This is a genomic window from Brooklawnia cerclae (genome assembly GCF_011758645.1).
Taxonomy (GTDB): domain Bacteria; phylum Actinomycetota; class Actinomycetes; order Propionibacteriales; family Propionibacteriaceae; genus Brooklawnia; species Brooklawnia cerclae.
This window is the reverse complement of record NZ_JAAMOZ010000006.1, coordinates 30,325-50,822: the sequence shown is the minus strand read 5'-3', so window position 1 is coordinate 50,822 and position 20,498 is coordinate 30,325. Positions and strand designations below refer to the sequence as shown.

General features: G+C 67.5%; 18 protein-coding genes and 1 tRNA gene. 7 read left to right on the top strand and 12 right to left on the bottom strand.

Annotated features, from left to right (window positions below):
• Positions 1-244, top strand: a 244-nt coding sequence (locus FB473_RS17565) for a hypothetical protein (RefSeq protein ID WP_167172200.1), incomplete at its 5' end; no start/stop codon positions are given.
• 20 nt (positions 245-264) lie between these two features.
• Here FB473_RS17565 and FB473_RS18140 read toward each other — a convergent pair.
• The 8 genes from FB473_RS18140 to FB473_RS17525 form a co-directional block, all read right to left on the bottom strand.
• Positions 265-837 (bottom strand): GNAT family N-acetyltransferase, encoded by a 573-nt coding sequence (locus FB473_RS18140; protein ID WP_167172196.1) that lies wholly within the window; start codon positions 835-837, stop codon positions 265-267.
• 7 nt (positions 838-844) lie between these two features.
• Positions 845-1,936, bottom strand: coding sequence for a glutathione S-transferase family protein (locus FB473_RS17555; protein ID WP_167172193.1), 1,092 nt, complete (start codon positions 1,934-1,936; stop codon positions 845-847).
• A 471-nt stretch (positions 1,937-2,407) separates the two neighbouring features.
• Positions 2,408-3,544, bottom strand: coding sequence for an MFS transporter (locus FB473_RS17550; RefSeq protein WP_341770164.1), 1,137 nt, complete (start codon positions 3,542-3,544; stop codon positions 2,408-2,410).
• Between the two features lie 369 nt (positions 3,545-3,913).
• Positions 3,914-5,050, bottom strand: a complete 1,137-nt coding sequence (locus FB473_RS17545) for a Fic family protein (protein WP_208390914.1) — start codon at positions 5,048-5,050, stop codon at positions 3,914-3,916.
• A gap of 246 nt (positions 5,051-5,296) precedes the next feature.
• On the bottom strand, positions 5,297-6,793 hold the full coding sequence (locus FB473_RS17540; protein WP_167172183.1) for an MDR family MFS transporter: 1,497 nt from the start codon (positions 6,791-6,793) through the stop codon (positions 5,297-5,299).
• 147 nt (positions 6,794-6,940) lie between these two features.
• A complete protein-coding gene (locus FB473_RS17535) occupies positions 6,941-8,020 on the bottom strand; it encodes a hypothetical protein (protein ID WP_167172179.1) in 1,080 nt (359 codons plus the stop codon).
• 153 nt (positions 8,021-8,173) lie between these two features.
• Positions 8,174-9,424 carry an N-acetylglucosamine-6-phosphate deacetylase gene (locus tag FB473_RS17530; RefSeq protein ID WP_167172175.1) on the bottom strand — a complete coding sequence of 417 codons (1,251 nt, stop codon included), beginning with the start codon at positions 9,422-9,424 and terminating at the stop codon, positions 8,174-8,176.
• 76 nt (positions 9,425-9,500) lie between these two features.
• On the bottom strand, positions 9,501-10,700 hold the full coding sequence (locus FB473_RS17525; protein ID WP_167172172.1) for an ROK family transcriptional regulator: 1,200 nt from the start codon (positions 10,698-10,700) through the stop codon (positions 9,501-9,503).
• Between the two features lie 234 nt (positions 10,701-10,934).
• Here FB473_RS17525 and FB473_RS17520 point away from each other — a divergent pair, with 234 nt between their 5' ends.
• The 5 genes from FB473_RS17520 to FB473_RS17500 all read left to right on the top strand — a co-directional run bounded on the left by FB473_RS17520 (position 10,935) and on the right by FB473_RS17500 (position 14,101).
• Positions 10,935-11,918 carry an ROK family protein gene (locus FB473_RS17520; RefSeq protein WP_167172169.1) on the top strand — a complete coding sequence of 328 codons (984 nt, stop codon included), beginning with the start codon at positions 10,935-10,937 and terminating at the stop codon, positions 11,916-11,918.
• Between the two features lie 5 nt (positions 11,919-11,923).
• Positions 11,924-12,703: a glucosamine-6-phosphate deaminase gene (gene nagB / locus FB473_RS17515; RefSeq protein WP_167172166.1), complete on the top strand. Its 780-nt coding sequence runs from the start codon at positions 11,924-11,926 to the stop codon at positions 12,701-12,703.
• A 253-nt stretch (positions 12,704-12,956) separates the two neighbouring features.
• The gene (locus FB473_RS17510) at positions 12,957-13,166 is read left to right on the top strand and encodes a hypothetical protein (protein WP_167172162.1); all 210 of its coding nucleotides are present in this window, start codon (positions 12,957-12,959) and stop codon (positions 13,164-13,166) included.
• 153 nt (positions 13,167-13,319) lie between these two features.
• On the top strand, positions 13,320-13,619 hold the full coding sequence (locus FB473_RS17505; protein WP_167172159.1) for a hypothetical protein: 300 nt from the start codon (positions 13,320-13,322) through the stop codon (positions 13,617-13,619).
• Complete coding sequence (locus FB473_RS17500; RefSeq protein ID WP_167172154.1) at positions 13,616-14,101, top strand: hypothetical protein; 486 nt, start codon at positions 13,616-13,618, stop codon at positions 14,099-14,101. Before FB473_RS17505 ends, FB473_RS17500 begins: the two co-directional genes overlap by 4 nt.
• Before the next feature lie 137 nt (positions 14,102-14,238).
• On the opposite strand, the gene FB473_RS17495 is transcribed toward FB473_RS17500, so the two are convergent.
• Positions 14,239-14,312, bottom strand: a tRNA-Ile gene (locus FB473_RS17495).
• A gap of 175 nt (positions 14,313-14,487) precedes the next feature.
• Between FB473_RS17495 and FB473_RS17490 the strand changes: the two genes are divergently transcribed.
• The gene (locus FB473_RS17490) at positions 14,488-14,877 is read left to right on the top strand and encodes a DUF4870 domain-containing protein (protein WP_167172151.1); all 390 of its coding nucleotides are present in this window, start codon (positions 14,488-14,490) and stop codon (positions 14,875-14,877) included.
• Between the two features lie 88 nt (positions 14,878-14,965).
• Here FB473_RS17490 and FB473_RS17485 read toward each other — a convergent pair whose 3' ends face one another.
• From FB473_RS17485 to gyrB, 3 genes are read right to left on the bottom strand one after another with little or no spacing between them, the layout of a single operon-like run.
• The gene (locus tag FB473_RS17485) at positions 14,966-15,523 is read right to left on the bottom strand and encodes a DUF3566 domain-containing protein (protein ID WP_243864111.1); all 558 of its coding nucleotides are present in this window, start codon (positions 15,521-15,523) and stop codon (positions 14,966-14,968) included.
• On the bottom strand, positions 15,516-18,281 hold the full coding sequence (gyrA, locus tag FB473_RS17480) for a DNA gyrase subunit A (protein ID WP_167172148.1): 2,766 nt from the start codon (positions 18,279-18,281) through the stop codon (positions 15,516-15,518). The genes FB473_RS17485 and gyrA overlap by 8 nt, the downstream gene beginning before the upstream one ends.
• Before the next feature lie 48 nt (positions 18,282-18,329).
• Positions 18,330-20,402, bottom strand: coding sequence for a DNA topoisomerase (ATP-hydrolyzing) subunit B (gene gyrB, locus FB473_RS17475; protein ID WP_376837165.1), 2,073 nt, complete (start codon positions 20,400-20,402; stop codon positions 18,330-18,332).
• Between the last annotated feature and the right edge of the window lie 96 nt (positions 20,403-20,498).

The window sequence follows — 20,498 nt, the reverse complement described above, 5'->3', positions numbered from 1 at the left end:
ACCGGCCTGGCTGCAGTCCCTCGCGGCGTTCCTGCCCACGGACGCCGCGTTGAGCACGTTCCGCAACGCGGTTGCCGGGCAGGTCACCGAGACCTTCGTGAGCATGGTTCCCCTGGTCTTCTGGACGTTCGTGGCGTTCGCCGCGACCGCCTACCTCACCGAGCGCGCCCGCGTCGTCCCCGTGCGTGAGTTCCGCACGGAACCGGGGGAACCGGTGCTCCGGCTCCACCCGAGGAGTGCCTGAGGAGGTCTCCCCGCGGCGGCTCAGACCTGATCGGAAGCCCGCCCCGCAGCCCCGGCCGGCTGAAGGCACGGACGCGGGCCCTCGTCGGCCGCGGCGGTCTCGCGCTCGCCGCGACGCACGAAGCCGTAGCGGCGGTACAGCGCATGGGCGGCGGTCATCTGCGGGCTGGAACGGATCTCGACCGCCTCGTACCCCCAGCGCCGGGCGAGTTCGACGCTGTGATGGACGAGTTGCCAGTCGAGGTCGAGACCGCGCCCGGCCTCACCGACCCCCAAGGCGTCGAAGGTGAAGTACGGGCCGTGGTGGTGCTGGGGCTTGGGAGTCAGGACCGCGCCGAGGACGCGCCCTGGCTCGGCGGCCACCCACACGTGATGGGTGGCCGACCTGGCCTCGATCTCACCGGGTCCGGCGAGATCGCCGGTCCTCGCCCCACCTCCGGCGGCAAACGCCTCCCGCAGCACCCGTGCGACCTCGTCGAACTCGTCCGTGTCCGCCAGGCGTAGCACCCGGCGGGATCCCAGGTCCCAGCGCAGCAGGTCGTCGGGGATGTATCGGGCGTCCTGGTCGCTCGCTGTCGTGGTCTTCGTCCTCACAAGGGCCTCACAACAGGTGCCACAACTCGTAGGAGCCACCACCGCCAGGGCCGGAGTACAGCGGCGAACCGGTCAGCGTCTCCCTGCCGTGGGGCCGGCGCCAGGCGGCGAGGTCGTCCGCGGGATCAGGCAGGGGGTAGCCGTCGGGGACGAAACCTCCGGCGAGGTGGTCACCCGACGGCCCCGGCACGAGCCCCAGGAAGTACTGCTCGTGCTCGTCGGCGAACCCGTTCGCGAACAAGTCGCGGGCGTAGGCCCACAGGTTCGGGTAGTCCTGCAGGTGGGCGGTCTCCTCCTCACCGAGAATGGTGGCGATCCGGGGCCGGTAGCTGCGCTCGTAGGACGACAGGGTCTGGAACAGGCGCACGTCCGAGTCGGTCAGCCGGTCGCCGAACAGGTAGCGCCGGGATGCCAACCGGAAGTCGTAGTCGGCCAGACGGGCCTCGAAGATTCCCTTCGCCGCAGCCGCCGCTCCCGGGTTCGTGGCGAAGATCACCTTGTAGGTGCCGTTGTTGATGTCGTCGAAGAGTTGCTGGTTGAGCAGGTCGATCTCGGGACGCAGGTCTTCCGGGTACAGGTCGGGCGCTCCCGGCGCATGGAAGGGCTTCCAGGCGGTTTCGAGGTCGAGCCCCAGGAGGTGGTAGTTGTTCGTGACCACCAGGCCGGTCTCGCGGTCGATGACCGTCGGGGACGTGCCACGGCCTCGGTAGCCGGGATCGGTCCGCTCGTAGAAGCTGTTGAGCTGGTCACTGCCGAACCTGTCGATCAGGTCGTGGCCGTGGGCGGCCAGCCGCCAGCCCTGCTCGTCACGGCCCGTGAGCAGCACGTAGGGCAGGGCCTCGGTGAGCCCGAGCAGCCGCCGGATGATGAGCTGGCGGCGGTTCCAGCCGCACCCCGTCGACCCCAGCAGGTAGTACCGGCCCGGCTCGGGACGCACCTGCCCCGGCCCGTCGCCGAACCTCTTGGTGAACCAGTTGCGCTGACGCCGGAACGCACCGTCCGGGGTCTGCTCGGTGTTGACCTCCGGGAACGTGCCCGTGGCGACGGGCGCGGGGCGCTCCTTGAGGTCCGCTTCGATCTGGGCCGTGATGCTTGTCATGTTTGTCTCCTCGGGGGTTTTGGTCGACCGGGTCGAGACGACGGAGAATTGTCAGCCGTCCCGCCGGCCCGTTCGGGTATCGCAGGTCGCATGTCATAACCGCAGGAGATTCGGATGGAGAAGGCGGAAGAACTGCTCTTCGCGCGTCCCCTCATCACGACGCTCCGCACCGTGGGAAACCACACCCGTATGCCCTTCTGCCCGGTCGAACAGGTGCACTCGCAGAGCAGCGCAGCCGGTGTCGGGGGTTTCAGCGAGCCAGGGAAATGCCTCGGGCGAGCGGAGAATCGTGCCGGATCAGCAACAACACCTGGAGGAGAGCGCGGCCACGGAAACGCCCCTGACAGCAGGGAACCGCGCGGTGCCGGTCATGTCGATCCTCCGAATCGGTGTATTGGCAAGAAACGTAACCGCACCTTGCGCACGGATCAACGCCGTCACGGCATTCTTGGGAATTTCGTCCGCCTGCGCTCACGCGGCGATCGCGGACCGCTGCCGGGCGTGATAGGCCACGTAGTACAGCGGAATCCCCACCAGGACCACGACCGCCAGCAGATCGAAAAGGCGGCGGTAGCCGAGGGTGGGGATGACCAGGCCGAGCAGATAGGGGCCGACGCCCAGCGTCAGGTCGAAGAAGATGAAGTAGGTGGAGTTGGCCTGCCCCAGCCGACGCAGCGGCGTGGTGCGGGCAATGGCGGTCTGGAAGGCGGACTGGATGTTGCCGAAGCCCAGCCCGCACAGGGCCGCCGCGACGAGCAGTACCGCCCCGGTGGCCGCCTGGCCGATGAGGACGAGCCCGCAGGCGAAGACGGCCATGGCGGGATAGACGATGTGGTGCTCGGTGCGTGCGTCCATCAGCCTGCCCGCCCACGGCCGCGAGGCCAGGACGATGATCGCGTAGACGAGGAAGAAGACGCTGGAGTACGCGTTCAGGCCACGTTCGGCGGTCATCAGGGCGAGGTCGACGTTGATGGCGGCGTAGCCGAACGACACCCACATCATGACGAACGACAGCGGCAGGGTGGCCGGCTCGATCATGGTGGTCAGCCAGCCTTCGGGCTGAACGGGTTCCTGCGCGGACGGGCCCGGGATCGAGCCCGGGCGCACGGACCACACCGCGAGCAGGCCGGCCACCGCGACGAAGACCTCGATCCAGAAGAGTGGCCGATAACCCAGCGTGTGGACGATCAGCAAGGCCCCGAACGGCCCGATGGCGGTGGCGACGATGTTGCTGAGGGTGAAATACCCGATGCCCTCGCCCCGTCGCGCGGGCGGCAGGGTGAAGACGACAGCCGTGTTCGAGACCGTGCCGATCAGGCCCACCCCCAGGCCGTGCACGAGCCGCAGGACGAGGATGAGGCCGATCCCTCCGTCGATGCCGTAGCACGCCACCACCGGGACGATGGCGATGACACCGGCGGCCAGCAACTGCCGCGAGGTGAACCTCGTCCACAGATAGCCCGAGAACGCCCGCGCGACGAGGATGCCGATGACGGTCACCCCGGCCACAAGACCGGCCGTGGCGGGGGAAGCCCCGTACCGTTCGGTGACGTATGGGCCGATGCTGACCATCAGGCTGTAGTACGTCAGCATCGCCGTGACGTTGATGATCCACAGTTGGACGAATTGGCGGTTGAACAGCCGGGCCTGTGGCTTTGCGATGCTGGACGTGGTCCCAGACTTCCCTCCCGGACCTGTTCACCGACGGCCCTGCGATGCCAATAGCGTAGTCCCACCGTTTTGGTGGGCCGGCTTCGGCGATCACGATTCGGACGCCGCCTCGACGACCCGGGCCTCGTGATCGCGCGGGCGAGGGGCATCGCCGAGCGGTGCGACACCGACATCGAGTACGTCGTCACGAACGTCTACGACGCCCGCAACAGGCTCATCGTGGGCTTCCGCTACTTCGAGGAGCCCGAGCAGGGTCAAGCCGTCCCGCCCAAGTCATCGGTTGGGGAGTCAGCAGGCATGACGCGTTCAGGGGCGCGCTGGGACAGGGCGGGTCGGCGGGCTCGCTCGCGTATCGAACCTGGTGCTGGCCAGGCGTCGTTCTGCCCAAGTCACGAGGTCGAGCACCTCACGAGCCTGATAGAACCTCGTGCCCCGACGGTCACGGACATGCAGAATGCGCGCTGCGACGAGTTCGTCGAGAGCACGTCCCGCAGCTACATGGGATACGCCGTGAATTCGCTGAACAGTCGCGCTGGTCAACACCGGCGACCCGGGAAGGTCTCGCAGAATCTGCGCGGTGGCAGAATCTCCGCGCACGGCCCGCGCGTGACCGCGTTCCGCCCTAGTATCGGCCAATCTCTCCGCCCATTCACGACGGAGTTCGGCAAGCTGAGCTCCGAGATGCCCGGCCTGTTCACTGGCGGTGATGACAGCGCGGGCGAACACGCGCAGCCATTCGGCACGCGCCTGGTGAGACGCGGCCGACCCAGTGGTGTGCGAATGCCGATAGGCGGTCAGACCCGCGACGTAGTCCGAACGCAGCGTTGACAGGACGAGGCTCACAGGGAGCACCGCTTGAGTCGTGAGACCACGCCGGGTGAGGACGGTGTGGATCAGCGCCCGCCCCACACGTCCGTTGCCGTCCGTGAACGGATGGATGGTCTCGAACTGAGCGTGGACCAGCCCGGCCTGAACGATGGGCGAGTGCCCAGCGCCGTTGAGATACGCGACGAGATCATCCAGCAGCAAGGGAACGCGTGAGGCCACTGGCGGGACAAAATCCGCGTCAAGTGGGTGATGATCGGACCCGCCGATCCAGTTCTGCACCGTACGGATCCCGTAGTGCTGCGGTTCCCCTGGCAGCAGGGCGGCGTGCAGATCCACCAAGTGCTGGACTGCAACACGGTCGGCGTCGACCAGAGCGGTCCTGGCGTCCTGCACGATCGTCATATTGTTCGCTACCAGGCGCGCCTGGGCGCTGACATCCGGAACCGCCTCTTGCGCACCGAGTTCGGCCAGAGCGACCTGGCCGACCGACGGAGCGATGCCTTCGATCCGTGAGGAAGCGATCGCTTCAGATCGGAGCAGAAACCGCGACACGCCTGCTAAGTCGTGGGCGTCGCCATTCAGACCACGGACACTCCGTTCGGCCTGGCTGATCAAGTCGTCCACATCACGGGGCAACACGAGCGGACTCGCGACAAGCTCGTCCGGTACGTAGGTTCGAAATTGCCCTGAGCGCCGATCTCTACGTGGCAGGCCCGATTCGATAGACGACTCCCATCGATTCTCGTCCCACGATGCCATGGCTCTCCGCTTTCGTTTCGCGCAGAAGGATCATATGTAACCTTAGGAACTTAAGATTACACAGCTAGCGGGGGTGTGGCTCGCATCCCCGCCCGGAGCCTGTCAGCGCACGAGTTCCGAGGTCACCTCGTCCGGCTCCTCGGGCTTGCGGACGAAGAACGACAGGGCAGCGGCCAGGAGCGAGACGAAGGCCGCAGCGAGGAACGCCGTCCGCGCACCCGACGCGCCGGCGATCGCGGTGGTCACACCGTCGCGCGCCCCGTCGTGGAGTGCGGTCGAGTAGATCGCGATGAGGATAGCCACCCCCGCGGCACCCGCCACCTGCTGCAGCGTGCTGAGCACGGCAGAGCCATGGGAGTACAGGCGGCGCTGCAGTGAACCGAGCGACGCGGAGAACAACGGGGTGAACGACATGGCCATGCCGACCGACATGCCGGTCTGCACGAGCATGAGCACCCACCACACCGTGGTCTCGGTGACCGTCGCGTAGTAGAACAAGGAGGCCGCGACGAGGATCGAGCCGGGGATGAGCAGCGGCCTCGGGCCTCGGGCGTCGTACCCACGGCCCATCACCGGGCCGAGGAGCCCCATGAGCACGGAGCCGGGCAGCAGGATGACCCCTGCCTGCAGCGGATCCAGCCCCACGACGTTCTGCAGGTACTGCGGCAGCAACGTGAGTGTCCCGAACATCGACAACGCGAGCGCCGACATCATGATCACCGAGAGGGTGAAGATCCCCGACCGGAACACGCGCAGGTCGAGCAGCGCCCGGTCGTGGCGCTGAAGCGACAGCTGCCGCCACGCGAACAAGCCGAGCATCACACCGCCCGCGACAAGGGCGATCGTCGCGACGGTGGACGCCGAAACCCCCTGGCCACTCGCGTCGGCACCCGTACCGGCGCCCTCGCCGCCACCGAGTTGGCTGAGCCCGTACACGATCCCCCCGAACGCGAACGCCGACGCCACGATCGAGAGCACGTCGATCGGCGCCCGCACGGTGTCGCCGAGGTTGGTCATCCACCGTGCGCCCGCGAGGAGCGCGAGGAGCGCGATCGGCAGGATGATGCGGAACAGCCACCGCCACCCCAACGAGTCGAGCACCGCGCCGGACAGGGTCGGACCGATCGCCGGTGCGAGCGAGATGACCAGGCTCGCACGTCCCATGATCCGCCCCCGCGAGTGGAGCGGGGCCACGTCCATGATCGTCGTCATCAGCAGCGGCATCATGACGCCGGTTCCGGCGGCCTGGACGACCCGGCCGAACAGCAGGAACGCGAACCCGGGCGCGACGACACACAGCAGCGTCCCCAGCGAGAACGCGGACATCGCGGCGAGGAACACCTGACGCGTCGTGAACCGTCGGAGCAGGAAGCCGGTCGTGGGAATCACGATCGCCATAGTGAGCATGAAAGCGCTTGTCAACCACTGTCCGAGCTCGGGCGGCAAGCCGAGGTCCTCGTTGAGGACGGGGATGGCGATCCCCATCGTCGTCTCGTTGAGGATCGCGACGAACGCCGCGACGAGCAGCAGCCAGATGACCCGCATGCCCGCCGGATCGATCTGCTCGCCATGGGCACGAGGGGTGCCGGTGGGGGTCATGGGGCTCCTGATGATTGGAGGGGAGGAGATCACCCCTCGGATGTCGCATGGTGAACGGCGTGACGTGCACGCCACCGATCCAACGGGATGGACCCGCATTCGATTCCCGCGAAGCGAAAAGTTCACGCGAGCGTCATGTCGAGGCGTTCATCCCCAGTTGATCCCACGTTGGTCGTAGAGGCTGGTCAGCTCACCGGCGAGCCGATCGTACTCGTCGGCGGCCGCGTTGTAGGCACCGATCGCCTCTCCGAGAGCCGCGTAGCGTTGCTGATCCGCTGCCATGTCGGCTTTGAACTGACCGACACGACTGTTGTACGCGTCGACGGCATCGGCGTCCCGCACATCGAGCTGGGTGAACTGGGCGTTGAGTTCCTCGGCCTCCGCCTGCCGTACCTGGTCGAGCTGTTGCAGTGCCTCGCTCTCGGCCTGAGTCTGATCACCCTGCGCCTCCAGCTGCGCGTACCGGGCCTCCAGATCGGCCTCCCGCGCCTGGACCGACCGGTTCGACTGCTCCCAGAGCCCGACGACCACCTGCCGGTCCGCGAAGACGCCGGCGTAGTGCTCCTCCAGTTCCGGTGGCAGCACCCGCACCTCGGTGCCGATGTGGCTGTGCAGCTCGGTGAGGTAGCGCTCCCGGTCGGTGTCACGGTAGGCGGTGAGCAACTCGACCCGTTCCACGGGCTCACCCTGCGCGAACACCGCCTCGAGCGGGGCCTCCAGCGCGGCCCGCTGTTCGGCGTTCATCCGGTCCCAGACCGCATGCAGGAGTTCGTGGGCGAGGGTCACCTCGCTCGTGCCCGCCAGCTCGGGATTGTCGACCCGTTGAGCGTAAATCCGGCCCTCGGGCACGCCAGGGGCGAAGCAACCACTCAACCGGCTGCCCGGCAGGGGAAAACGCGCCCCCTTGCAGCCCTCGCGCAGCACGGCCTCATCGGTGGTGAGCGTCGGCTGCGTCGCCGCGAACAGCCGCGACGCAGGATCGGTCAGGGTGGTCGCGGCCGCGACGCCCGCTATGTCGGGGCTGAACTCGGCGACTCCGAGATCGCCGACCACCGGCCAGTCCGTCGCGGGGGCGACAAGCGCCGGAGGCCTCTGGTCGGGGACGTCGAGCAGCTTTCCCACGAGGTACGCCAGCGGACCCGGTCCTCCCTGCACCCACGCGATGGTGTAGGCCACCAGCAGGACGACACCGATCACCACGAACACGCCGCGGAACAGTCGCTTCACGACACGCCCCTTTCCAGGGCTTGGCTGGACACTTGCAGGTGGAGCACAGCTGCTCGCCAGCCTAGGACCTTCCAGTCGCCCGATGCTCGCCCGGGCCCGGGTCACCGTCGATCGGACGGATGGGCGACAGCGACGCCGCGTCCTCCACTTCGGTCAGCCGACCAGGGTGCCGCCCCGATACACCTGCTCAACCCGCAGGTCGGCGTCGGTGACCACGACGTCGGCGCGCATCCCGGTGCGCAGTGCTCCGACGTCGGTTCGGCCCAGCACCCGGGCCGGGGTGACGGACGCGGACCGCACGGCCTCGACCAGCCCCACGCCTCCGGCGACGGTCGACCGCACGACATCGATCAGATGGGCCGTGCCACCGGCGATCGCGCCGCCGTTGCCATTCCCGTCGTCCAACCGGGCCACGCCGTCGCGGACGACGACCGCCATCGACCCGAGACGGTAGGCCCCGTCGGCCATGCCGGCCGCGGCCATCGCGTCCGTGACGAGGACGATGCCGTCGGCTCCCACCATCCCGAAGACCTCGCGCACCACCGCGGGGTGAAGATGCACCCCGTCACCGATCAGTTCGACGACGACCTGCCCGCCGGACGCGGCCGACAGCGCGTCCAGCACTGGCCCCTCCTCGCGGTGGGCGAGCGGGCGCATGCCGTTGAACAGGTGGGTGATCGTCGGCCGGGTCGACCGGGCGCTGGGGTCGGCGGCGAGGCGCTGGCACGCCCGCGCGATGCCACGGGCGGTCTCGCCATGACCGGCATCGGTGTGGCCGTACGAGGGCAGCGCACCACCGTCGATCAGGGTGTCGACGACGCCCCCGTCGTCCAGGGCGCCGGGTGCCTCGGGGGCGACGGTCATCGTCACCAGATGACCTCGACCCAGTTCGATGAGTTCGCGGGTGAGGTCCGCGTCCGGACACTGGATGAGCGCCGGATCCTGAGCACCGCACCGCGCGGTGGACAGGAACGGGCCCTCACAGTGGATGCCCGCCAGTTCACCCGCCTCGGCCAGCCCGGACAGCAGGGCGACGCGAGTGCGCAGGGTCTCCGGCGCGGCGGTGACCAGCGAGGCGACCAGTGATGTCGTGCCGTGGCGCCGGTGCTCACGCACCGCCGTCATCGCCTGTTCGGCGGTCGTCGCGTCGGGGAAGCCCTCGCCGCCCCCGCCGTGGCAGTGCACGTCGACCAGCCCGGGCAGGATCGTCACGGGACGACCAGCGGGTATCGTCCCGGCAGTCGTCGCCCCGGCCGCGGGCCCGACGTAGCCGATCAGTCCGCCGCGAAGCTCGACCACTCCGTCGTCGATCACCTCCTCGGGTGTGACCACGCGTCCGCGCAGCACAATCGTCCCGGCGGGCTCCTCCTGCCTGGGAACCGCGATTGTCTCGACTCCGGTCATTCCCGGGAACCTTCCTGTGTGGTGGTGATGACGTGTATAGGGGACGCGCGGTCGTCGGCATCCGGGCTTCCGCGTTTCAGATCACTCCGATCCGTTCCCGGAGGACGGCCGCACTCTCGCCGGCCAGCACGATGTCCTCGCCGAGATGCGATCGCCGCACGACGATCCGGCTGCGGAGCCCCGACCGGAGCCGGAGGTTGACAGCGGCCTCCGCGGCGCTCAGGAAATCGTCGTTGACGATGGCCGGCGGCCCCAGGACGACCACTTCGGGCAGGTCCAGCACTCCTACCGCCATCGCGAGCGCGCCGCCCAGCCGCTCCGCTGCCGCACGAATGATCTCGGCGCGACGGCCGGGCTCGCGCCGGATCGCCTCTGACAGGGCTGGAACAGACACCTCGGTCTCCAGGCAGCCGCGTTTGCCGCAACTACAGGCAGGCCCCTGCGGGTCGATCACCACGTGCCCGATCTCGCCAGCCGCGTGGGCGGCCCCCGTGATGATCCGGTCGTCCACCATGACTCCGGCCCCGACACCGCGGGCGATCTGGACGAAGAGCATGTCCGCCGATCCCTGGCCGAACTGCCTCTCGGCCAGGGCCGCGCTGTTCGCATCGTTGTGGACGCCGGTCGGCACCCCGGTGGCGCCGGTGACGAGACCCGCCAGGTCGACATGGTCCCAACCGAAGTTGGACGCGGCCAGCACCACCCCGTCGGCGTCGACCGTTCCGGGGCTGGCTATGCCGATGCCGAGCAGGGGAGCGTCCGCACGAGCCACCAGCCGTCGGCACAGTTCCACGACCAGGGCCGGGTCGAGCCCTGCGGGGCCGACCTCGGCGGTCAGTTCGTCGCGATGGACCGTCTGGCCCAGCAGATTGGTGATCGCCCCGCGGAGCACCGCCGGCTGGGACAGGTCGACGGCGACGATCTGCCGGGCCTCGGCGTCGAGCCTCAGCAGTGTGCCGGGCTTGCCGGGACGCGATTCGCGCGTCCGGCCCGTCTCCACGACCAGCCCCTCGTCCAGCAGACCGGAGACCACGTCGGACACGACGACCCTGGTCAGGCCCGTCGCCCGGGCCAGGTCGGCTCGCGACAGCCGCTCCCGCGGGAACAGGACCTGCAGGATCAGGCTCCGATTGTGCCGACGCACATCAGCCGGGTTGGCTTTCCGCCGGGGGACGAACGGGGAGCGCTCTCCCGAAAGGGAGGCCATCGGTGCCGGGACGCCAGGGTGCGGGGTCAGGTCGTGGCCGGCCCCGACCTGCCTGTCGTCCCCGGTCATCCGACCGATCCCCTCTTCAACCGGCCATGACAGCCGGCTGAGTATTTAGTTCGTCTGGTTAACATCCCCGGACTAGCCTTATCACCCAAACGATAACCACAAGACAGGTGCTTGGCAATGCCTTTTCCCTTGTTTCCACATGTCGTGACAAGGGAGTACCTTCTCATTTGGTTGATATGTTAGGAACACGTATGAAAGCACGAACGGTTGCGGTGAGCCCATGGAAAGCGTGAGATGACCCTTCTCGAAGGCGTGACCCCTCGCATCGGCGTCGACGTCGGCGGCACGAAGATCGAGGTCGTCCGCCTGGATGCCGACGGTGCCGTGGCGGACCGGTTCCGGCGCGACACCCAGCAGGGGACCGTCGCCGTGGTCGACGGCATCTGCTCGGCGGTCGCCGCCGTGCTGCCCGATGCGCCCGGCCCGGCCACGGTCGGAGTGGGCATCCCCGGAACGGTGGACTCCGCGGGCCGGGTGCGCCAGGCGGTCAACCTCGGCGTCGTCGATCTCGATCTCGCGACCATCCTGACCGAGCGCCTCCACCTGCCGGTGCGCGTCGAGAACGACGTCAACGCGGCCGCCCTGGCGGCGGCAGCCATGACCGATTCCGACGGACAGCCGGACGAGGTCATCGCCTTGCTCAACCTCGGCACCGGTCTCGCGGCCGGATGGGTCGTCGGCGGACGACTGGTTCGCGGGCTGTCCGGCGCGTCCGGCGAGATCGGCCACATACCTGTGGACCCCGACGGCGTGCTGTGCGGATGCGGGCAGGTCGGGTGCCTGGAGACGATCGCCTCCGGATCGGCCGTCGCCCGGCTGTGGCCCACCCCCGACCCCGTGCCCGCACGTGACCTGTTCGCACGAGCCGCAGCCGGTGACCCCGCCGCCCGCGACGTGCGTTCCGTGGTGATCTCGGGTATCGCACGCGCGGTGCAGATCGTCGCACTGACGATGGACCCGTCCCGGATCATCCTCGGCGGAGGCCTCAGCCAGGTCGGGGACGATCTGTTCGGCCTGGTCTCCGCTCAGTTGGACGCCGTCACCTCCCCTTTCCTGGCCTCGCTGCGTCTTTCCGAGCGCCTGCGGCGAATCCCGTCCGACGTCCCAGTCGGGGCGATCGGCGCGGCCCTGGCCGGAGCGACCACTCCCACCCGGACGGCGCCCGCCGTCGGCGCGTCCGCTCAGTTCACTCGAACCCCTCTCATCGCGGAAGGTTGATCCTCATGGAAATCGTCATCGTCCCTGACTCGGCTGCCGGAGCTCGCGTGGCAGCGCGACTCATCGCGCGGGTCGTCACCGCCAAGCCCACGGCCGTGCTCGGTCTGGCCACCGGGTCGTCACCGCTCGGCACCTACGCCGAACTGGCCGAGCAGGCCACGTCGGGCACGACCGACTTCTCCGCCGCCAGTGGATTCGCCCTGGACGAGTACGTCGGCATTCCCGCCGAACACCCCCAGAGTTACGCGGCCGTGATAGATCGGGAAGTCACCCGCCGACTGGGGATGGACCCGGCTCGCGTCCACGTTCCTGATGGACGCGCCACGGAAATCCCGGCGGCCTGCGACGCCTATGAGGCCGCCATCCGGGCATCGGGTGGGGTGGACATCCAGATCCTGGGGATCGGCGCCAACGGTCACATCGGGTTCAACGAGCCGAGTTCTTCCTTGTCGTCGCGCACACGGATCAAGACGCTGACCCCTCGCACCCGCGCCGACAACGCCCGGTTCTTCGACTCGCTCGACGATGTGCCGACGCACTGCCTGACGCAGGGCCTCGGCACGATCATGGACGCTCGCCGGATCGTTCTGGTCGCCCAGGGAAGCGCGAAGGCCGCCGCGGTCGCCGCCGCGGTCGAGGGCCCCGTGAGCGCGATGTGTCCGGCGTCGGTCCTGCAGTTCCACCCCCACGCGACGGTCGTCGTGGACGAGGCGGCCGCCGCCGATCTCACCCTGACCGACTACTACCGCCACACCTACGACAACAAGCCCGACTGGCAGATCTGAGGGCGTGGGCCGGTCCGCATGCCCAAGGCGGTCTCCAAAACCGATCACAAAACGCGAAGACGTAGGAGTGGGCGCACAGCCTAGGCGAGACCATCGGTTCCCTGCTCAAGGGTCGGCCTGACCGTCCTCGACTACCAAGAGCACAGGACCCTGCTGCGGCAGTTACTGCCCTGGATGAGCAGGATACGCCGCGACAGCGGGAGCACCGAACCGCGTTCCTCGACGCCCTCACACCCGACGAGAATGACTAAGCATGAGAGAGATCGAGGTGAAGGCCACCCGCTGGTCCGGCGGGTGGGAACTGGAGATCGACGAGGACCATCACACCCAGGCAGCGACGCTCGCTCTGGCGCGTCAGGAGGTGGTCGACTATATGGACACGACGTGGCCTGACGTGGACCACTCCGAATGGACTATCGACATCGTCCCCGACAGGCATCGGCTCGGCCGCTCCGGTCGATAAGGGTGAGAGCGGAGGCCATGGCGCGGCACCGGGTAGCAGTTCATCCACCGCGTCGCTCGTGATGTTCGCACCGAGCAAGAGGGGAGACCGACCAGACGGCAGGTGCGGCTCACCGACTATCGCAATACCGGCGCCTGATATAGCATCGCCGTCATGGACGCAGACCAGGCACTCGTATCCTCCATCGGAGAGAATGCCGTCAACGCGATCGGACGCGACGTTCTAAATGGCCTGTCTGTCACACTAGATCCAAACAGCGGATCGGTCATCTTCGACATCACGCTTCACAATCCAGACCGGGCCATGCGGCATCGAGCCATCGCGCGAGTCATGGACCGTGTCTACCCCATCTTCGAGGATGACGACGTCTCGTTCTCATTCCTGTTCTCAGATCACGTTGACAAAAACGGCGCGTCTGCCGAACAGGGCGCCTACGCCTACGCGTACGTATGAACCGAGGCACACTCTCGTGTGCTGAGCATGTCGAGCGCGCCAGCCAGCACCAGCAGGTAGGCGAAGCGCTGAGAACTGCGGCCAACAACGAGTGGGCTGGTGTCTGCTACTTCTACTCTGCGTATCACCTCGTCGTCGGTTCGATCTACTCGGATCCGATCTTCGGCGATCTCAAGACGCTGAAGGCAATCCACCACAACCTGACCCCGGAGGACCGCTACACGACGCAACATCAGGCTCGGCGGGGAAGCGAGAAGCCATTTGGGGTGAACGAACTCGTCGGCCTGCTGTACCGGCCGATCCGCGAGCCGTACCTAGAGCTCCACGGCCAAAGCATCGACGTCCGCTACTACCGTTCATCGACGATCGATCTGACCGAGCTGCTCGAGGATCTCGCGAACATCGACCAGTACTTCCGGTCTGGGCAATGCGGTCGGCCGACGACGATGCGCGAACAACTCTTGGCGCACCCGACCGCTTAGGCTACTCACATTCGCCGTCTGGTCCCCACCCTTCACAGGGTGCATCGCTGCGTCTTGCCCCACATTTGCCCCACGAAACTGGGCGAGTAGCTGAAGCTGCAAAGGATTAGGTGCCACTTGGCTAAGAAGTTAACCGGTGGGCCTAACTGGACTTGAACCAGTGACCTCTTCCTTATCAGGGAAGCGCTCTAACCGACTGAGCTATAGGCCCAAACCGACAGCCGCGATCGCGGTGCCGAAGTTGTACGTTACCGCACGCGCCGCCCATGGCTCAACTTCGAGTCGTCCCGCGCACCCGGGGAGCCGACCTCATCAGACCCGGAACCGGCCCTGAGCGGTCCCCAGAACCCCTTCCCTACGGCACCGGATGCCCGCACACTGGCCTCATGACCAACTTCTCCACCCCGAGCGCCGGCGTCTCCCCTGACGAGGAGCGCACGGCTGCCGTCCTGTCGCACCTGGCGGGCCCCATCTCGTCGTTCGTGTCCGCCGGCTGGCTCGCCATCGTCGGGCCACTCGTCGCCTGGTTCATCTACCGCAACCGCTCCCCGTGGGTGCGGTCACAAGCCGCCGAAGCGTTCAACTTCCAAGTGACCATGTGGATCGCCGCGGTCGTCGGCGGCCTGCTGTGCCTCACCATCATCCTGATCCCCGTCGGCGTCGTCCTCGTGATCGCCGCCGTCATCTGCTCGATCGTCATGGGCATCCTCGCCGCGGTGAAGACCGCCAACGGCGAGAACTACCGCTACCCGTGGCGCCTCGAGTTCCTCAAGTGACTCGCTGAGCGGACCCGCTCCCACACATAAGAACGCGGCCCTCCCCGGATCGGGGAGTGGCCGCGTTCCTGCGTTCCGGATGGGACGATCAGTCCTCCGCCAAGGTCACCTCGAGGCCACCGAGCACCGAGCTGGACAGGTTGTAGAGGAACGAGCCGAGCGTCGCCAGAGCGGTGAGCAGAATCACGTTGATGCCGCAGACGATCGCCGTGAAGCCGAGCACACGCCACCGGTCGATGTAGGCGCTCACCTCCACACGCCCCGACCCGTCGGGGTTGCCGAACAGCGCGTTCAGTGTCTCCTGCAGCTGGTCGAGAGCACCGGACCCCTCGACGACCGTCCACAACAGAGCCACCGCGACGAACAGGATGATGGCTGCGGCCACCGAGAACATCAGCGCGGTCTTCATGACCGACCACGGATCGAGCCGTGCGATGCGCAGCCGCGCCTTCCTGGCGGGACGAAGCTGCCCCCCGCTCACCTTCACCCTGCCGGTACGCGGACGGGGCGTCCCGACGCCCGCTCCCGGAATCTGTGCCGCGGCCTGCCGATCACGCGGCCTGGCTACGGTTGACGCACCTCCGGGCCCACCGGGCACGGTCCGTCGCTGCACCATCGTGGAGATACTGCGTTCCTGGTCACTCATCGGTCGCCTCCGGGTCAGCGGTCGGGTCGAGTTCAAGAGTAGTGGCTGCCGTTGCATCGTCCGCAGCGAACTCTTCCTCGGTCGGCGCCTGCTCCCCGTCGTCCGGCTCGTCCCCGTCCTCCAGGTCAACGGCCTGACGCTCGGGGTTCACGGTCACGGCGACCACCTGATCGTCCCCACGGATACCCACGAACTTCACACCCATGGTGTCACGCCCGGTCGGCGACACATCCGCCACGGCGCTGCGAATCACCTGTCCCGAGCTCTTGATGGAGATCACCTCGTCGTCATCGTTCACGACGAGAGCGGAGATGAGAGCGCCCCGCTCGTTGTTCAGCCTCATCGCACGGACGCCCAGGCCACCCCGGCCCTGCACCTTGAAATCGCTGACCGGCGTGCGCTTGGCGTAACCCTCGTCGGTCACCGTGAACACGAACTGGCTCTGATCGTCCACGTCGGCCGGGATGACCGCCATGCTGAGCAGCTCGTCGTCCTCGCGGAACCGCATGCCCGTGACCCCCGAGGTCGTCCGGCCCATCGGGCGCACCTGCTCGTCGTCGGCGTGGAAACGGATGCCCTGCCCCTTGCGGCTGATCAGCAGCAGGTCGTCGGACGAGTTCACCAGCGCCGCACCGATCAGTTCGTCGTCCTCGTCGCGGAAGTTGACCGCGATGAGCCCGGCGGCCCGCGGCGAGTCGTAGGACGACAGCGCCGTCTTCTTGATCAGTCCCTTTCGGGTGGCCAGCACCAGGTATTCGGCGTCCTCATAACTGCGCAGGACGATGTCCTGGGCGATCTGTTCGTCGGGCAGGAAACTCAGCAGCCCGGCGACGTGGCCCCCGCGGGCATCCCGGCCCGCCTCGGGAAGCTGCCACACCTTCGCCCGGTAGGCACGCCCCATCGTGGTGAAGAAGACCACCCAGTCGTGGCTCATGGCGGTGAACACGTCGGCCACCTCGTCCTCGGCCCGCAGGGTGGTGCCGCGGACACCCCTGCCGCCGCGGCGCTGCACCCGGTACTGGTCGATCCCGGTGCGCTTGATGTACCCGCCACGAGTCAGGGTGACGACGACCTCCTCGTCGGGGATGAGGTCCTCGTCGCTCATGTCACCCTCGCCCGAGATGATCTGCGTGCGCCGGTCGTCGCCGTAGCGGTCGACGATCTCCTGCAGTTCGGTCGAGACGATCTGACGCCGCCGCGACTCGTTGGCCAGGATGTCCTTGAGGTCGGCGATGATCCGTTCCAACTCAGCCAGCCGGTCGATGATCTTCTGGCGTTCCATGGCCGCCAGGCGGCGCAACTGGGTGTCGAGGATGTACGTGGCCTGCACGTCGTCCACGTCGAGCAGTTCCTTGAGGCCCTCGCGGGCCACGTCGACATCGCGAGACGCCCGGATGAGCGCGATCACCTCGTCGAGCATGTCGAGCGCCTTGACCAGGCCGCGATAGATGTGGGCCTGCTTCTCGGCCTCGTCCAACCGGTACTGCGTGCGCCTGCGGATGACGTCGAGTTGATGGTCGACCCAGTACTTCACGAACTGGTCGAGCCGCAATGTGCGCGGCACGTCCTCCACCAGCGCCAGCATGTTGCAGCCGAAGGTGTCCTGCAGCTGGGTGTGCTTGTACAGGTTGTTCATCACCACGCGCGGCTGCGCGTCCCGCTTCAGGACGATGACCAGCCGCTGCCCGGTGCGGGCCGAGGTGTCGTCCCGGATGTCGGCGATGCCCGTGAGGCGTCCTGAGTTCACCAGGTCGGCGATCTTCTGCGCGAGGTTGTCCGGGTTGCACATGTAGGGCAGCTCGGTGACGACCAGCGAGGTGCGGCCGTTCTTCTCCTCCTCGACGTTGATCACCGCGCGCATGGTGACCGAGCCGCGACCGGTGCGGTAGGCGTCCTCGATGCCCCGGCGTCCGACGATCAGCGCGCCGGTGGGGAAGTCCGGTCCCTTGATGCGCGCCATGCAGGCGTCGAGCAATTCCTCCTGGGACGCCTCGGGGTTCTGCAACGCCCACTGGACGGCGTCGTTCACCTCGCGCAGGTTGTGTGTCGGGATGTTGGTGGCCATGCCGACCGCGATGCCGGACGAGCCGTTGACCAGCAGGTTCGGGAAGCGTGCGGGCAGGACGACCGGCTCGGTCTCGCGGTTGTCGTAGTTCGGCTGGAAGTTGACGGTGTTCTGCTCGATGTCGCGGACCATCTCCATGGCCAGCGGTGCCATCCGGCACTCGGTGTACCGCATGGCCGCCGCCGGGTCGTTGCCCGCCGAGCCGAAGTTGCCCTGACCGGCCACCAGCGGTGCCCGCATCACCCACGGCTGCGCCAGGCGCACCAGGGTGTCGTAGATCGCCGAGTCGCCGTGGGGGTGATACAGACCCATGACCTCGCCGACCACGCGGGAGCACTTGTTCCACCCGCGGTCGGGGCGGTAGCCGCCGTCGTACATGGCGTAGATGACGCGCCGGTGCACCGGCTTGAGGCCGTCACGCACATCGGGCAACGCGCGTCCGACGATGACGCTCATCGCGTATTCGAGATAGCTCGACTGCACCTCGGACTGGAGGTCGACCTGCTCGACTATGCCCTTGCGGGGCTCGGCGATGACGTCCGCCCCGGAGGCGTCTTCCTGGCCGGCCGGGTTGCCCCTGGGACGCTGGGTGCCCTGACCACCCAGGATGTCGTCCGGCAGGTTGGTGGAGTCGTCACCGGGACGCTCGCCCGGCTGCCCGGAATCGCCGGGGCCCTGTGGGATGTCGGTCATCTACTCATTCCTTCTGGACGTTCGTCGCGACTGGTGGCCTGCGCCGGGTCAGATGTCGAGGAAGCGGACGTCCTTGGCGTTGCGCTGGATGAAATGGCGGCGCTCCTCGACGTCCTCGCCCATCAGGATCGAGAACATCTGGTCGGCGCGCGCGGCGTCGTCGAGTGTCACCTGCAGCAGGATGCGGCCGTCAGGATCCATGGTCGTCTCCCACAGATCTTCGGCGTTCATCTCGCCCAGACCCTTGTAGCGCTGGATCGGGTTGACCTGCGGGAGTTTCTTGCCGGACGCCACGCCCTGGTCGCGCAGGGCATCGCGCTCGGCGTCGGTGTAGGCGAGCTCGTGCGGGGCGTTCGTCCACCGGATGCGGAACAGCGGCGGCTGGGCGAGGTACACGTGACCTTCGTCGATCAGGGGCTTCATGAAGCGGAACAGCAGCGTCAGCAGCAGCGTGCGGATGTGACTGCCGTCGACGTCGGCGTCCGCCATGAGGACGATCTTGTGGTAGCGGAGCTTGTTGATGTCGAAGTCGTCATGGACGCCGGTGCCCAGCGCGTTGATGATCGCCTCGACCTCCTTGTTGGCCCAGATGCGATCGATGCGCGCCTTCTCGACGTTCAGGATCTTCCCGCGCAGCGGCAGGATCGCCTGCACGCGAGGGTTGCGTCCGCCCTTGGCCGAGCCACCGGCCGAGTCACCCTCGACGATGAAGACCTCGCACTCCTCGGGGTTCGTGGACGAGCAGTCCGCGAGCTTGCCGGGCAGGCCTCCACCACCGAGCAGCCCCTTGCGGTTGCGGGCCGCCTCACGGGCCTTGCGCGCGGCGATCCGGGCCGACGCGGCGGAGATGGCCTTGCGGACGATGTCCTTGCCCTCGGCCGGATTCCGCTCCATCCAGTCACCCAGCCGATCGTTGACGACCTTCTGGACGAACCCACGCGCCTCGGTGTTGCCCAGCTTCGTCTTCGTCTGACCCTCGAACTGCGGCTCGGCGATCTTGATGGACAGGATCGCGGTCAGGCCCTCGCGGATGTCCTCGTTGCCGACGCGGTCCTCGCGCTTGCGGATGAGGCCCCACGTCTCGCCCCACTTGTTGATCGTGGTGGTGAGCGCCGCTCGGAAGCCCTCCTCGTGCGTGCCGCCCTCGTGGGTGTTGATCGTGTTGGCGAAGGTGTGCAGCGAGGTGCCGTAGCTGGTGTTCCACTGAACGGCCAGCTCCACGCCCATGCCGAGGTCGACCGAGTGGGCCTCCACGTCGATGATGCTGGTCAGCACCTCGCGGCTGCCGTTGAGGTACTTCACGAAGTCGACGAGCCCGTTCTCGTAGAGGAACGAGTCACCGATGCTGGTGCCCTCCTCGTCGACGTGGTCCTTGCGCAGGTCGACGATCTCGATGCGCAGGCCCTTGTTGAGGAACGCCATCTCGCGGAAACGTGTGGCCAGGGTCTCGTAGTTGAAGTTGGTGGTCTCGAAGATCTCGGACGACGGGAAGAACGTGATGGTCGTCCCGGTCTCCTCGGTGTCCTCCAGCTGCTCGACCGGCCCGTCGGGGGTGCCCAGGGTGTAGGTCTGCCGCCAATGGGATCCGTCACGACGGATGTCGGCGATCATGCGGGACGACAACGCGTTCACCACCGAGCTGCCGACGCCGTGCAGGCCTCCGGACACCTTGTAGCCGCCGTTGCCGAACTTGCCGCCGGCGTGGAGCACGGTCAGCACGAGCTGCAGCGTCGAGATGTGCTCGGTCGGGTGCTCCGCCACCGGGATGCCGCGGCCGTTGTCGACCACCCGGCATCCGCCGCCGTCGAGAAGCTCGACCTTGATCTCGTCGCAGTAGCCGGCCAGCGCCTCGTCGACAGCGTTGTCCACGATCTCGTAGACGAGATGATGGAGCCCGCGTTCGCCGGTCGATCCGATGTACATGCCGGGTCGCTTGCGCACAGCCTCCAGGCCCTCCAGCACCTGGATCTGCGAAGCGTCGTATTCGCCCTCGGCGCGCAAGTCCTCCGCGTCGTCCGAGAACTCGATGTCAAGGTCGTCTGTGGCGCCGGAGTCGGCGTCCCCGATAGGCTCGTCGTCAGGATCCCGCGCCTGATCGGTCTGGGTGGCCAGATCACTCACCGAGAGTTTGCTCCTTCATCCCACGGACCCGCCAGGGCGGGGGCCCCGACAAGCCCACGAGAGGACCTGTCCCAAGTCCCCAATACTACCATCAGG

Coding starts and splice junctions, on each gene's coding strand:
- FB473_RS17530 (WP_167172175.1), bottom strand. CDS start 9,424: ATGACCGGAGTCGAGACAATCGCGGTTCCCAGGCAGGAGGAGCCCGCC.
- FB473_RS17505 (WP_167172159.1), top strand. CDS start 13,320: ATGGACGCAGACCAGGCACTCGTATCCTCCATCGGAGAGAATGCCGTC.
- FB473_RS17485 (WP_243864111.1), bottom strand. CDS start 15,523: ATGAGTGACCAGGAACGCAGTATCTCCACGATGGTGCAGCGACGGACC.
- FB473_RS17540 (WP_167172183.1), bottom strand. CDS start 6,793: ATGACCCCCACCGGCACCCCTCGTGCCCATGGCGAGCAGATCGATCCG.
- FB473_RS17500 (WP_167172154.1), top strand. CDS start 13,616: ATGAACCGAGGCACACTCTCGTGTGCTGAGCATGTCGAGCGCGCCAGC.
- FB473_RS17525 (WP_167172172.1), bottom strand. CDS start 10,700: ATGACCGGGGACGACAGGCAGGTCGGGGCCGGCCACGACCTGACCCCG.
- FB473_RS17555 (WP_167172193.1), bottom strand. CDS start 1,936: ATGACAAGCATCACGGCCCAGATCGAAGCGGACCTCAAGGAGCGCCCC.
- FB473_RS17490 (WP_167172151.1), top strand. CDS start 14,488: ATGACCAACTTCTCCACCCCGAGCGCCGGCGTCTCCCCTGACGAGGAG.
- FB473_RS17520 (WP_167172169.1), top strand. CDS start 10,935: ATGACCCTTCTCGAAGGCGTGACCCCTCGCATCGGCGTCGACGTCGGC.
- FB473_RS17510 (WP_167172162.1), top strand. CDS start 12,957: ATGAGAGAGATCGAGGTGAAGGCCACCCGCTGGTCCGGCGGGTGGGAA.
- nagB (WP_167172166.1), top strand. CDS start 11,924: ATGGAAATCGTCATCGTCCCTGACTCGGCTGCCGGAGCTCGCGTGGCA.
- gyrA (WP_167172148.1), bottom strand. CDS start 18,281: ATGACCGACATCCCACAGGGCCCCGGCGATTCCGGGCAGCCGGGCGAG.